We start from the raw sequence: 12,549 nt of genomic DNA, 5'->3' as shown, positions 1-12,549 counted from the left end.
ATGACGCTCGACATCGTCACCACGGTGCTCGCCGGGGCGGCGATCCTCGTCGGCTGCGTGGGGATCGTCGTCCCCGTGCTCCCCGGCTCGATCCTCATCGGCATCGCCGCGCTGATCTGGGCGCTCGTCCTCGGCTCGGCCCCGGTGTGGACGGCCTTCGCGGTCATCGCCGTGCTCGTCGCGCTCGGCATGAGCGCCTCGCTCATCCTCACCGGCCGGCGTCTCAAGGCCGAGCAGGTGCCGACCTCCTCGCTCCTCATCGGCGGGCTGCTCGCGATCGTGGGCTTCTTCGTCATCCCCGTCGTCGGGCTGCTCGTCGGCTTCGTCGCCGGCCTCTACCTCGCCGAGTACCTGCGCCGCCGCGACGCGCGCGCCGCCTGGGACTCGAGCTGGACGGCGATCAAGGCCGCCGGGATCGGGATCGCCGTCGAGTTCAGCTGCGCGGCCGTGGCCGCCGGCGCCTTCGCCGTCGCGACCGTCATCCACTTCTTCGTCTGAGGCGGCCGTCCCGCCGCGGGCCCTCCCGCCGCGGGCCCTCCCGCCGCGGGTGCAGCTGTTCCTGCGGATGACGACCGATTCGAGGCGCGGGCGCCCCGGATCGGCGCAGAACCAGCTGCTCCCGTGAGAAGCACTCGCAGCGACCGCCCGAGGCGGCTCGGTGCGGACGAGGTGCCCGGGGTCAGTTCCCCAGCGCGGAGAGCACGTAGTCGATGCAGCCGAGGAGCGCGGTGACGTCCTCGGGCTCGACCGACACGAAGGTCGCGATCCGCAGCTGGTTGCGGCCGAGCTTGCGGTAGGGCTCGACGTCGACGACGCCGTTGGCCCGGAGGATCTTCGCGATCGCCGCGGCGTCGATGTCCTCGGCGAAGTCGATCGTGCACACGACGTTCGAGCGGTCGGCGGGATCGGCGACGAACGGGGTCGTCGCCGGATTCTCCTCCGCCCAGGCGTACACGGCCGCGGCGGCCCGCGCGGTGCGCTCGGCGGCCCAGGCGAGCCCGCCGTTGCCGTTGATCCACTCGATCTGCTCGGCGAGCAGCGCCAGCGTGGCCACTGCCGGGGTGTTGTACGTCTGGTTCTTCGCCGAGTTCTCGATCGCGGTGACGAGGTCGAGCGAGGCCGGGATCCAGCGTCCGGAGTCCTTGATCTCGTGCGCGCGGGCGATCGCGCGCGGGGACATGATCGCCAGCCACAGGCCGCCGTCGGATCCCATGTTCTTCTGCGGGGCGAAGTAGTAGACGTCGGTCTCGCGGATGTCGACGGCCAGTCCGCCGGCGGCGGACGTCGCATCGACGACGACGAGGGCGTCCTCGGCGATGCCGGCCGGCCGCGTGATCGTCGTCGCGACTCCGGTCGAGGTCTCGTTGTGCGGCCAGGCGTAGACGTCCGCGCCCTCGACTGCGGTGGGCACGGCCCCGGTGCCGGGGGCGACCTCGGTGATGACCGAGTCCTCGAGGAAGGGTGCGGTCCGGGTGGCCTCGGCGAACTTCGCGCCGAACTCCCCGAAGGTCGCGTGTGCGGCACGCGAGCGCACGAGCGAGAACGCGGCGACGTCCCAGAACACTGTCGAGCCGCCGTTGCCGAGCACCACCTCGTAGCCGCTGGGCAGGTCGAACAGCTCGGTCAGCCCGGTGCGGGTCCGGGCGACGAGGCTCTTCACCGGCGGCTGCCGGTGGGAGGTCCCCATGACCGTCGTGCCGAGCGCCTGCAGGGCGGTCATCTGGGCGGGGCGGATGCGGGCCGGGCCGGAGCCGAACCGGCCGTCGGCGGGCAGGAGTTCGGACGGGATCTTCACGGTCTGCTCTGCGTTCATCACACCGGGATCCTACCGCGGCGCCGTACGCGCGAGCGCCTCGGCCCACCGCGCGGACACCCTGGGCACCCGCGTCCCCGCGCAGTAGTGTGGATCCATGACCGATGACCGTTCGCCGCTGTCCCGGCTGTCCGACCAGCGCGTGGAGTACGGTGCCCGCGGCGAGGCCGCCGCCGGGACCGACCCATTCACCTTCTTCTCCCAGTGGTACGCCGAGGCGCAGGCCGAGATCCGCGAACCCAACGCGATGCTCCTGGCCACCGCCTCCGGCTCCGGTCCGGATGCCCGGATCGTCCTCCTCAAGGGCGTCGATCCCGCTGGCTTCACCTTCTTCACGAACTACACCTCGGCCAAGGGCCTCCAGATCGCCGCCGACGCGCGGGTCGCCCTCGTCCTGCCCTGGCACGACATGCACCGGCAGGTGCGGGTGCAGGGGATCGCGACACGCACCTCGGCGGCGGTGTCCGACGAGTACTTCGCCGCCCGCCCGCGCGGCGCCCAGGTGGGGGCGCGGGCCTCCCGCCAGTCGCAGCCCGTGGACTCCCGGGCGGCGATGCACGCCGCGTTCGACCGGGTCGAGGCCGAGTTCGCCGACGCCGAGGTGCCGCGCCCCGAGCAGTGGGGCGGCTACACCGTCGCCCCCCACCGGATCGAGTTCTGGCAGGGGCAGGCGAACCGGTTCCACGACCGATTCGTCTACGAGTCCGCCGACCGCCCGGCCGCGCTCGACGACGCCGCTGCCTGGACCGTCGCCCGCCTCGACCCCTGAGCGCACCCCGCAGCGGGGCAGCGTGCCGACGGGCGCGCCTCACCTCGTCCGCACCCCACCTCGACCACACCCCATCGCACAGAGAAGGAATCCCACGATGACCGACACCACCACCGCACCCGCCTACGGCCCCGAGGCACAGTTCGACAACTGGATCGGCGGCCGGTGGGTCGGCAGCGAGGACCGCAGCGCGAACATCAACCCCTCCGACACCTCCGACGTGCTCGGCCGCTTCGCCCGCGCCGACGCCGCGACCGTCGAGCAGGCGATCACCGCCGCCCGCGCAGCCCTGCCGGCCTGGTCGCTGGGGAACGTGCAGCAGCGCTTCGACATCCTCGACACCGCCGGCACCGTGATCAAGGAGCGCGCGGCGGAGCTCGGCGAGCTGCTCGCCCGCGAGGAGGGCAAGCAGGTCTCCGAGGCCACCGCCGAGGTCATGCGCGCCGCCCAGATCTTCAAGTTCTTCGCCGGGGAGACCCTGCGCAACACCGGCGAGCTCGTCGAGTCCGTGCGCCCCGGCCTCACCGTCGAGATGACCCATGAGCCGGTGGGCGTCGTCGGCGTCGTCACCCCGTGGAACTTCCCGATCGCGATCCCCGCCTGGAAGATCGCCCCGGCGCTCGCCTACGGCAACACCGTTGTGTTCAAGCCCGCCGAGCTCGTCCCGGCGAGCGCCCACGAGCTCGTGCGGATCCTCATCGACGCCGGCCTCCCCGACGGCGTGCTCAACCTCGTCATGGGGCCCGGCCGGGTCGTCGGCGACGCGATCTCCGGCTCCAGCGAGGTCGACGCGGTGACCTTCACCGGCTCGGTCGGCGTGGGTGCCGGCGTCATCGCGAACGCCGCGGCCGCCGGCTCCAAGGTGCAGTGCGAGATGGGCGGGAAGAACCCGCTCATCGTGCTCGGCGACGCGGACCTCGACGCCGCGGTCGAGGCGGCCGTCAACGGGGCCTTCTTCTCCACCGGCCAGCGTTGCACCGCCTCGAGCCGCCTCATCGTCACCTCCGACATCCACGACGAGTTCGTCGCCCGGGTGAAGGAGCGGATCGACGGATTCGTCGTCGGCGACGCGCGGGATGCGAACACGACGATGGGACCGGTCGTGTCCCGGTCGCAGTTCGACCAGGACCGCAAGTATTTCGAGATCGCCGCCGACGAGGGCGGGACCGTGCACGGCGGCGCGGTCGTCGACACCGGCACGGAGGGCTACTTCCTCGCCCCCGCCCTCGTCACCGGCACTACCGAGGAGATGACGATCAACCGCGAGGAGGTGTTCGGACCCGTCGCCTCGGTCATCGAGGTCGCCGACTACGAGGAGGCGCTCGCCGTGGCGAACCGGACCTCGTTCGGGCTGTCCTCGGGCATCTTCACCACCTCGCTCCAGCACGCCGCGCACTTCAAGCGGCACTCCAACGCCGGCATGGTCATGGTCAACGCCCCCACCGCGGGAGTCGACTACCACACCTCTTTCGGCGGCCGGAAGGGCTCGAGCTACGGCCCGCGCGAGCAGGGGCGGGCGGCGCGCGAGTTCTACACCGTCCACAAGACCGCCTACATCAACGCCGGCTGAGGCCGGCTGTCGGCCCGTTGCACGGCCGTCCGCCCACCGGCGGACTGCCGAGCCGTATTACCGTGCCGGGCTAGACTGTCCCGGTGAGCACAGAGGAGTGGAACCGCCAGTGAACGATCTCATCGACACCACCGAGATGTACCTCAAGGCGATCGTGGAGCTCGAGGAGCAGGGGATCGTCCCGCTGCGCGCACGCATCGCCGAGCGCCTGGACCACTCCGGGCCGACCGTGTCGCAGACGGTGGCCCGGATGGAGCGCGACGGCCTGCTCGTCGTCGACGCCGACCGGCACCTCGAGCTCACCGGGACCGGCCGGGCGCTCGCCACCTCGGTCATGCGCAAGCACCGGCTGGCCGAACGCCTCCTCGCCGATGTCATCGGGCTCGACTGGGAGCTCGTCCACGACGAGGCGTGCCGCTGGGAGCACGTGATGAGCGAGCAGGTCGAGCGCCGGCTCGTGCGGATGCTCCCCGAGCACAGCACGAGTCCCTACGGCAACCCGATCCCCGGCCTCGACGCGATCGGCGCGGAGGCCGCGCCTGCCGCCCCTGTCGTCCCCCTGACCGAGGCCTGCCCCGCCCAGGGCCGGGCCGAGGTGTGCGTCGAGTGGCTCGCCGAGCCGCTCCAGGTCGATGCCCATCTCCTCGTCCAGCTGCGCGAGACCGGGATCCTGCCCGGGGCCACCGTCACTGCGGAGCCCGCCGGGGAGTACATCACGCTGCGCGCCCCGGAGGCCGCGACCGTGCTCGACCTGCCTCTCGAGACCGCCGCGAACGTCTTCGTGCGCCCGCTCGAGGGCGAGTGATCGCGCGCGTTGGGAGCAGCGCGACCGTCACGTTCCGGTCACGGCCGACACGCCGGATCACGGCTTCGCAGGCTTTCGTTACAGAACTTTTTCGACGCTCATAGTCGCCCTGACCTGGGGTTTTGTTGCCGACCTGACACTTTTGTCACGAAACCCGTGATCCAAATGTGACATTGCGGTCCGGCATCGGTTACGGTTGAGCGGTCGGGTTCCACCGAACCCGGCTCCAGGTGGGCAACCGAGTGCCGCTCCCGCCTGCGGAGACCAGGACCTGAAGCGGCAACGGGGGAACCACCACTCGTCCCGGACACCGGGACTCGGGGCCAAGTTCACTCACGAGCGACCGAGCAACTCCAGCTCGAGCCCGACAGCTCACCTCGTAGGTTTCGTGGAGGACACACCAGTGGCACAGAAGAAGCATGGCCGCCGCGCGGCCAGCACCCCCGTCAAGACCCCGCTGACCGAGCTCACCGAGGCGCTGAGCGCCAACTCCGGTGTCGTCGGTCGCCGCGCGGCCGTCGTCGCAGCAGCCGGTGGACTCATGGCCACCGCCGTGCTCCCGGCCGCCACCCAGGGCGATGAGAAGTCCGACGCGGTCGTCTCCGCCGAGGCCGCCGACTCGAACGTCGAGGCCGACTTCTCCAACCAGGCCGCCACCGTCATCCCGGAGGCCGCCGAGGACACCGAGGACGACGCCGCACTGCCCGGCACCTCGAACGTCTCCACCACCACCTCCACCGCCGCTCCGGAGCCCGAGCCTGAGCCCGAACCGGAGCCGGCCCCCGCACAGAGCTCCGACTCGACCGAGCCCTCGGACTCCTCGGACCGCGGTTCCTCGACCTCGCGCAGCACCGAGCGCTCCTCGGACTCCTCGGACCGCGGTTCCTCGACCTCGCGCAGCACCGAGCGCTCCTCGGACTCCAAGAAGAGCGAGAAGAAGAGCGACAGCGTCTCCGTGCCGGACGGCTCGAAGGCCGAGCAGGTCATCGCGATCGCCAAGCAGTACGTCGGCGTGCCCTACGTCTACGGCGGCACCACCCCCAGCGGCTGGGACTGCTCCGGTTACATAGCGTTCGTCTACGACAAGGTCGGCGTGAACCTGCCCCGCACCTCCGGCGCGCAGAAGGCTGCCGGGACTGTCGTCTCGGCTTCTGAGGCGAAGCCCGGCGATCTCGTATTCAGTCCCGGCCACATCGGCATCTACGCCGGCAACGGCATGATGTACGACGCGGGCTCCCCGAGCTCGAACACCTCGTACCGCAGCCACTCGTGGATGGGCTCGGTCACCTACATCCGCGTTCTCTGATCCACGGTCGGGCACGGCCCGACGCACTGACGGAACCCGCCGCCCGGGTCATGGTCCACCCGGCGGCGGGTTCCGTCGTGTCTGCGAGCATTCCGCATGCTCCGCCCCGGCCCTGCTCGTGAGCAGTCGCGGAACGGTGGGTGAACCGGCGTGGAAATCATGGTGGGGGCGGCGCGCTGCGACCGCGCAGACGCTTGCGCGGGCGCCGGCCTCCGCTACTCTGGTTCCAGCCGTTGCACTTCATCCGACAGGAGGCCGCGTGAGCGCCGCATCGCAGGGAGACCGGGTGCCGGTCCATCGGACCGGGCCGAGTGCCGCCGTGCGCCTCTGCGCGGCGTGGAGCCGGTCCCGGAATCTGCTCGGTGATGTCATCGTCGATTCGATACCGACGGTTGTGGAGCATGGAGGCGTTGCGCATTCGCGCAGCGCCTTCGCTGTTTCCCGGGCGGGTGAGCGCGGATGAAGACCCTGGTCCTCAACGCCGGCTACGAGCCGATGTCGGTGGTGTCCTACCGCCGGGCGGTCGTCCTCGTGCTCGCCGGCAAGGCCTCCGTGCTCGCGGCCGACGACGATGCACCGGTGCGCAGCGTCCACGTCTCCATGCCGCAGCCCTCGGTGATCATCCTCCGCCGCTACGTGCGGCCGCCGTCCGGTCGCTCGGTGGCGCTGTCGCGGCGCGGGGTGCTGCGCCGGGACGGGTTCGCCTGTGCCTACTGCGCCGGCCATGCGACGACCGTCGACCACGTGCTGCCCCGTTCGCGCGGCGGCGGCAACACCTGGCGCAACCTCGTGGCGTGCTGCCGGAGGTGCAACAACATCAAGGGGAACCGGACGCCCGAGGAGATGGGCTGGGTGCTCGGCTTCGTCCCCGACGTGCCGCGGGTCGGCCGCTGGTGGCTGCGCGACCTCGACAACCCCGCAGAGTCGTGGCGGCCGTTCCTCGAATACGGTTCCGCCGCCTGAGCCGACCCGCGACTCCACCGGGCGAGTGTGGGGCTTCCGGTCGAGAGTGGTGGCGTTGAAGCTCATACTCATCGTCGAAACCCCCACACTCCCGTGCCCGGTGCTTCGAGAGGGGAGGGGGAGGAGAGGTTGCTCGACCGTCCGGGATTCCCGGACATGCGAAAGGGCGGTGCGATTCCCGGAGGGATCGCACCGCCCTTCAGCGGTGTGCTGAGGTGATCAGCGGTTGGCGCGGGAGCCGCGACCGGAGATGAAGCCCCAGACGACGAGCACGATGAGTGCGCCGCCGATGGCGAGCAGCCAGGAGCTCAGCGAGAAGAACTTGTCGACGCCCTCACCGAAAAGAGCCGAGCCGATCCAGCCGCCGAGCAGGGCGCCGATGACGCCGCACACGAGGGCGCCGAGCCAGCCGCCGCCCTGACGACCCGGGAGGATCGCCTTGGCGATGGCGCCGGCGACGAGGCCGAGGACGAGGAATGCGAGAATACCCATGAGTTGATCCTTATCTCTGGATGTCCGGACAGCCGTCTGCGACTGCCGGGATTCTGTGATGCGGACCTACCGCACCGAGCAGGAGTAGTTCCTGACGATTACCGGTTAAATATATCAAGGATACTTGTGAGCCTCAATGATCGTCCGGCCCGGCGCGGCGCGACAAGCGGCGGGATCCGGTGTTCCGGGGTGAGCGGCGAACGCCGTTCGAGTCGTGAGATCCGCGGAACCATGCGCATGACCAGCGGTTCGCACGACCGCCGCATCCGGGTATCGTGGGCACACCGGTGTGAGCGAGAACACCGCGCCCGAACCGGTGCGGCGCACCCACCGGGCGCACGCGAGACCGCCACGAAGGAGCTGCCGTGACCGAGGAACTCTCCTCCCCAGAAGTCGCCGACCCCCAAGCCGTGCTCGTCGGCGTGGACGGTTCGAAGGCGAGCCGCAACGCCCTGCGCTTCGCGATCGAGGAGGCCAGGGCCCTCGGACGGTCGATCCGGCTCGTCGGCGCCTACACGATCCCGAGCGTCGCCGCCGCGACGATCGACGTCTCCTACGTCCCGATCGACGACACCTCGATCCGCGCGGCAGTGACCGCCTCCCTCAAGGAGGCCGCCGCCGAGGTCAAGGCCGCCGGCGTCCCCGTCGAGGCCGTCATCGAGATCGGCGATGCCGCCGGCGTCCTCGTCGAGGAGTCCCGCCAGGCCTCGCTCGCAGTCGTCGGCTCCCGCGGGCGCGGCGGCTTCGCCGGCCGCCTGCTCGGCACCGTCTCCAGCGCCCTGCCCGCCCACTCCCACTGCCCGACGATCGTCGTCCCCGTAGGGTGGACCCCGGGCCGGGAGACCGCGCCCAAGCACAGCTCCTCCCGACCGGTCCGCTCGAGCCGCGGCGAGCTCCTCGGCTACGACGAGACCGCCGAGGCGGTGCCGGGCCTCGACTTCTCCGGCTCCGTCGTGGTCGGCGTCGACTCGCTCGCCAAGGAGTCGCCGGCGCTGTGGAAGGCCGCCGAGCACGCGCTGCACCGCGGCACGCCGCTCCACATCCTCGGTGTGCTCACCACCACCGTCGTCGGCCCCGAATGGCTGCCGAGCACCGGGGACATGAAGCGGTTCCTCGACGAGGGTGCGGACAAGCTCGAGTCCGCGCGCACCGCCGTCGCCGCCGAGCACCCCGGGCTCGAGGTCGACTGGACGCTGTTCGACGGCCAGCCGGCCGAGGTGCTCGTGCGCGCCTCGGACACCGCCGACGTCCTCATCATCGGCTCGCGCGGCCGCGGCGGGTTCGCCGGCCTGCTGCTGGGCTCGACCTCGCAGTCGGTGCTGCCCTATGCCGCCTGCCCGACCATGGTGGTGAGGGTGCCGCGCTGAGCCGCGGCAGCCCGCGCCCGGGCGCACCCGTTCCCGGCGGTCCCGAGCCCGGCGGCCCGCACGCCTGCATCGAGGCCCGTGACCTCGGCGTCTCCCTCGACGGCCAGGTGCTCCTCGCACCGACGTCCTTCGCGCTCGCGGCCGGGCGCGCGCTGGCGGTCACCGGGCCCAACGGGGCCGGCAAGACGACGCTGCTGCGAGCGCTCGCCGGCCGCGCCCGGTCGACCTCGGGCACCGTGGCGATCGCCGGGCGCCCCGCCGACGACCGCAGCCCGGAGTTCCGCAGACTCGTCGCCGCCCACCTCGGGCTGCCGCCGCTCGCCCGCGATCTCACGCTGCGCGAGCACGCCGTCCTCGTCGCCGCCTCCTGGGGCATCGCATTGCCCGAGGCCGAGGCGCGGGCCGATGCGGTGTTCGCCGAGCTCGCGATCGCCCACCTCGCCGCCCGCTTCCCCCACGAGCTGTCCTCGGGGCAGCGGCAGCTGTTCGCCCTCGTCCTCACCCTCGTGCGGCCGTGCGCGGTGCTGCTCGTCGACGAGCCCGAGCAGCGCCTCGACGAGCACCGCCGCGGTCTCGTCGCCGCCGCGCTCCGCCGTCGCCGGGACGCGGGAACGACGATCGTGCTCGTGAGCCACTCGCCGGTGCTCGTCGAGGCCGTCGCCGATGCCGTCGTCGCCCTCGCCGAGCCGGCCGCGTGAGCACTGCGGCCTCCGTGAGCACCCCCGTCTCCCGCCTCGCGCTCCTGTGCCGGCTCCACCGGCAGCGCGGCGCAGCACCCTCCCGGGACGACCTCACCGTCATCGCCTACGCCGTCGTCCTCCTCGTGCTCGTCCTCGGGGTGCCGCTCGCCCGCGGCGCGGTGCTCCTCCTCGCCTCCGCCGAGGTGTCCACCGCCCTCGTGGCCGCGGCCGCACCCGGCTGGGCCGGTGCTGCGGCCGGCGCACTGCTCATCGCGTTCGCGCTGTTCGGGCGGGTGCGCGGGCCGGTGGCGCTCGCCCCGTTCGCCGTCCTCCTGCTCGCCCGCACCGATGTGCCCCGGCGCACGGCGCTCCGACGCGGCTTCTGGATCTCCGCGCTCGCTGTGATCGGGGTGCTCCTGATCGTCGCCGGGGGCGTCGGCGGGGTGCTGGGCGTCGCAGCCGGGGTGCCCGTGCTCGCTGTCGTCCGGCTCGTCATCGCCGCCGCCGGACTCGGGCTCATCTGCTCGGTGGTCTGGCTCGCCGGGCAGGCGCGGATCCCGGGATTCGGCCCGGGGGCGGGTGCGGCGTGCGGTGCGCTGGGGGTCGCGGTGCACGTGCTCGCCTCGTTCGCGGTGCCGCCGCTGCAGTGGGTGGCGCCCTGGGGCTGGTTCGGGCTCAGCTGGCCGGCCGCCGGCCCGCTCGCGGGGCACACCGGGGGAGTGCTCGCCGGGCTGCCGGTGGTGCTCCTCTGCGTGCTCGCCGGGGTGCTCGCGCTGTGCGTCCCGCGTCTTCTCGATCAGGTCGGGGCCGAGGCGCTCGCCGCGCAGGCCGCGCGCAGGCAGGCGGCCGGGGCCGCGGCGGGGACCGGCGACCTCACCTTCGCGCTCGCCGCCTACCGCGCTGTGCCCGTCACCGGGCGGGGCTGGCGGGCGGTGCGGGCGCGCTCCACCGCCCTCCGCTTCCTGCTGCGTGACCTCGTGGGGGCGGCCCGCACGCCGACGACCCTCCTCGTGGGGGCGGCCGGGATCGTCGCCGCGGGCGCACTGAGCGTGGCTGCGGTGACGACTGCGCTGATGCCCGCGTGGGTGCTCGCCGCACCGGCTGCCGCCCTGCTGTTCACGGCCTCCGGGGTGCTCTGCGCCGGATTCCGGCACGCGGCGGAGACGGTCGGAGCGCCGGCGCTCTACGGGTATTCGACGGCCCGGCTCTACGGACTCCACGCGCTCCTGCCTGCCGGCGCGGCGCCGGTCCTCGCCGGGGCCGGCGCCGCTCTCACCGTGCTCCTGACCGGGGCGCCGGTGGACGCGGGACGGACCGGGGTGCTCGCCGCGGTGCTCCTCGGCGTCCTCGCCGTCGCGGCGCGTGCCTGCGACAGCGCCAAGGGCGCGATGCCCGTGTCGATGCTCACCTCCTCGGTGCCCACCCCGGTGGGCGACCCCGTCATGGTCCTCGTCGTGCTCTGGCACTTCGACGCGGTGCTCCTCACCGGGGCGATCGGTGCGGTGATCGTGGGACAGCTCGCCGCCGTCGGAGCAGGGCCCGCGCTCGCGCTGCTCGGCGGCACCCTCGCGACGCTCCTCGTCCTGCTGCACTTCCGGCTCGCCGCGCGCGCCGCGGAATGAGAGCAGCCGGACGGGCCGGGGCGAGCCGCGGAGCTCACCGGGAGGGGCTCCTCGGGCCGTCGGCGCATTCCGTCCAGGCGCCTTGCCGGCCGGGGGATGCGCGAAGAGGCGGATCACGGCATGATGGAGAGGTTCACCCACCATCACGAGACCGGAGTCGCCATGGGGATCCTCAGCCTTCTGCGCCGCGACCGCGCGGACGAAAAGACCACCCGCCAGGCCGTGGAGGAGGCGCAGAAGCCGCCGCGCTCCGGTGAGGCCGGTGCGGACCCGGCCGCCGAGGACGGCGGCGCGCTCCAGCACATGGTCGAGGCGTTCCGCGACATCGGCATCGACGGGAAGCTCACCTTCGACTCGGCGGAGAAGGTCGCCCGGAAGGCCCAGCGCGGCCGCGGCAAGCGCGACCCGGAGCTCGCGATCCGGCGCATCATCCGCAGTCACCGCCGCGGCATCACCGCCGGCGGATTCCTCACCGGCCTGGGCGGTGCGATCACGCTGCCGGTGCTGCTGCCGACGAACGTCTTCGAGTTCTACGTCCAGGCCACCCGCATGATCGCCGCGATCGCCTCCGTGCGCGGTTACGACCTTCGCGACGACGAGGTGCGCACCCGGGTGCTCGCCGCGCTCGTCGGCGAGGAGTCCGGCGACGTGCTGCGCAACATCGGGCTCGGGCCGGTGGCCGGCTTCGCCAGCCGCCAGGTCGCCAAGCGCCGGCCCCAGCCGGAGATCTCCGCGGTCGCCAACGCGATCGGCGGCCGGATCCTGCGCCGGTTCGGACTGCGCTCGGTGCGGCTGTTCGGCAAGGCGATCCCCGGCCTCGGCGGCGTCATCGGAGCGGCGAGCGACCGCGGTCAGCTGAAGAAGATCGCACGGAGCGCGCTCGTGATGTTCCCGCAGGTGTGAGCGCGCGCGTCCACGGGGAGGCCGGGGTGCGCGGCGGCGGCAGCGCCTGGCCGGGTCACCGGAGTGTTTCCCCTGGTGAGAAGTGCGCCCCCGATTGGATTCGAACCAACGACACCCGCTTTAGGAGAGCGGTGCTCTATCCCCTGAGCTACGGGGGCACGCGCCGCGGGCAGGTCAGCGCGCCCTGTCGGAATCGTGGGGGCGCGCCGGTCGCGGCGCACGGACAGTCTAGCAGTCCGATCGGCGCCGAAATTTCGCC

12 protein-coding genes, 1 tRNA gene and 1 riboswitch are annotated in these 12,549 nt (G+C 72.5%); of the genes, 10 read left to right on the top strand and 3 right to left on the bottom strand.

The window, feature by feature from the left end; genetic code table 11:
* On the top strand, nt 1–498 hold the full coding sequence (locus MTQ12_RS01230) for a DUF456 domain-containing protein (protein ID WP_247423312.1): 498 nt from the start codon (nt 1–3) through the stop codon (nt 496–498).
* Between the two features lie 181 nt (nt 499–679).
* On the opposite strand, the gene serC is transcribed toward MTQ12_RS01230, so the two are convergent.
* The gene (serC, locus tag MTQ12_RS01225) at nt 680–1,813 is read right to left on the bottom strand and encodes a phosphoserine transaminase (RefSeq protein ID WP_137318925.1); all 1,134 of its coding nucleotides are present in this window, start codon (nt 1,811–1,813) and stop codon (nt 680–682) included.
* Between the two features lie 97 nt (nt 1,814–1,910).
* Between serC and pdxH the strand changes: the two genes are divergently transcribed.
* The 5 genes from pdxH (at nt 1,911) to MTQ12_RS01200 (ending at nt 7,226) form a co-directional block, all read left to right on the top strand.
* Nucleotides 1,911–2,582 (top strand): pyridoxamine 5'-phosphate oxidase, encoded by a 672-nt coding sequence (pdxH, locus tag MTQ12_RS01220; protein ID WP_217494910.1) that lies wholly within the window; start codon nt 1,911–1,913, stop codon nt 2,580–2,582.
* Between the two features lie 97 nt (nt 2,583–2,679).
* Nucleotides 2,680–4,152: an aldehyde dehydrogenase family protein gene (locus MTQ12_RS01215; protein WP_247423310.1), complete on the top strand. Its 1,473-nt coding sequence runs from the start codon at nt 2,680–2,682 to the stop codon at nt 4,150–4,152.
* A gap of 109 nt (nt 4,153–4,261) precedes the next feature.
* Nucleotides 4,262–4,957, top strand: a complete 696-nt coding sequence (locus tag MTQ12_RS01210) for a metal-dependent transcriptional regulator (protein ID WP_247423308.1) — start codon at nt 4,262–4,264, stop codon at nt 4,955–4,957.
* Nucleotides 4,958–5,215: 258 nt separating this feature from the next.
* Nucleotides 5,216–5,358, top strand: a riboswitch (cyclic di-AMP (ydaO/yuaA leader).
* 2 nt (nt 5,359–5,360) lie between these two features.
* A complete protein-coding gene (locus MTQ12_RS01205; RefSeq protein WP_247423306.1) occupies nt 5,361–6,263 on the top strand; it encodes a C40 family peptidase in 903 nt (300 codons plus the stop codon).
* Between the two features lie 459 nt (nt 6,264–6,722).
* Nucleotides 6,723–7,226: an HNH endonuclease gene (locus MTQ12_RS01200; protein WP_137318929.1), complete on the top strand. Its 504-nt coding sequence runs from the start codon at nt 6,723–6,725 to the stop codon at nt 7,224–7,226.
* Nucleotides 7,227–7,445: 219 nt separating this feature from the next.
* Here MTQ12_RS01200 and MTQ12_RS01195 read toward each other — a convergent pair whose 3' ends face one another.
* Nucleotides 7,446–7,718, bottom strand: a complete 273-nt coding sequence (locus tag MTQ12_RS01195) for a GlsB/YeaQ/YmgE family stress response membrane protein (protein WP_137318930.1) — start codon at nt 7,716–7,718, stop codon at nt 7,446–7,448.
* 365 nt (nt 7,719–8,083) lie between these two features.
* Between MTQ12_RS01195 and MTQ12_RS01190 the strand changes: the two genes are divergently transcribed.
* The 4 genes from MTQ12_RS01190 (at nt 8,084) to MTQ12_RS01175 (ending at nt 12,290) form a co-directional block, all read left to right on the top strand.
* Complete coding sequence (locus tag MTQ12_RS01190) at nt 8,084–9,085, top strand: universal stress protein (protein ID WP_137318931.1); 1,002 nt, start codon at nt 8,084–8,086, stop codon at nt 9,083–9,085.
* A gap of 107 nt (nt 9,086–9,192) precedes the next feature.
* Nucleotides 9,193–9,783 (top strand): ATP-binding cassette domain-containing protein, encoded by a 591-nt coding sequence (locus tag MTQ12_RS01185; RefSeq protein WP_247423304.1) that lies wholly within the window; start codon nt 9,193–9,195, stop codon nt 9,781–9,783.
* A 14-nt stretch (nt 9,784–9,797) separates the two neighbouring features.
* Nucleotides 9,798–11,387 carry a hypothetical protein gene (locus tag MTQ12_RS01180; protein ID WP_247423302.1) on the top strand — a complete coding sequence of 530 codons (1,590 nt, stop codon included), beginning with the start codon at nt 9,798–9,800 and terminating at the stop codon, nt 11,385–11,387.
* A 120-nt stretch (nt 11,388–11,507) separates the two neighbouring features.
* The gene (locus MTQ12_RS01175; RefSeq protein WP_247423300.1) at nt 11,508–12,290 is read left to right on the top strand and encodes an EcsC family protein; all 783 of its coding nucleotides are present in this window, start codon (nt 11,508–11,510) and stop codon (nt 12,288–12,290) included.
* An 85-nt stretch (nt 12,291–12,375) separates the two neighbouring features.
* Here the strand turns inward: MTQ12_RS01175 and MTQ12_RS01170 are convergent.
* Nucleotides 12,376–12,448 (bottom strand) — tRNA-Arg (locus MTQ12_RS01170).
* Nucleotides 12,449–12,549 lie beyond the last annotated feature (101 nt).

The organism is Brevibacterium sp. R8603A2 (genome assembly GCF_023072605.1).
Classification (GTDB): Bacteria; Actinomycetota; Actinomycetes; order Actinomycetales; family Brevibacteriaceae; genus Brevibacterium; species Brevibacterium pityocampae.
Note: the sequence above shows the minus strand (reverse complement) of the source record. Positions and strands in the feature narration are given on the sequence as shown.

Bases quoted from the DNA above. Each gene is read 5' to 3' on its own strand.
- MTQ12_RS01175 (WP_247423300.1), top strand. From the start codon at position 11,508: ATGATGGAGAGGTTCACCCACCATCACGAGACCGGAGTCGCCATGGGG.
- pdxH (WP_217494910.1), top strand. From the start codon at position 1,911: ATGACCGATGACCGTTCGCCGCTGTCCCGGCTGTCCGACCAGCGCGTG.
- serC (WP_137318925.1), bottom strand. From the start codon at position 1,813: ATGAACGCAGAGCAGACCGTGAAGATCCCGTCCGAACTCCTGCCCGCC.
- MTQ12_RS01200 (WP_137318929.1), top strand. From the start codon at position 6,723: ATGAAGACCCTGGTCCTCAACGCCGGCTACGAGCCGATGTCGGTGGTG.
- MTQ12_RS01195 (WP_137318930.1), bottom strand. From the start codon at position 7,718: ATGGGTATTCTCGCATTCCTCGTCCTCGGCCTCGTCGCCGGCGCCATC.
- MTQ12_RS01215 (WP_247423310.1), top strand. From the start codon at position 2,680: ATGACCGACACCACCACCGCACCCGCCTACGGCCCCGAGGCACAGTTC.
- MTQ12_RS01230 (WP_247423312.1), top strand. From the start codon at position 1: ATGACGCTCGACATCGTCACCACGGTGCTCGCCGGGGCGGCGATCCTC.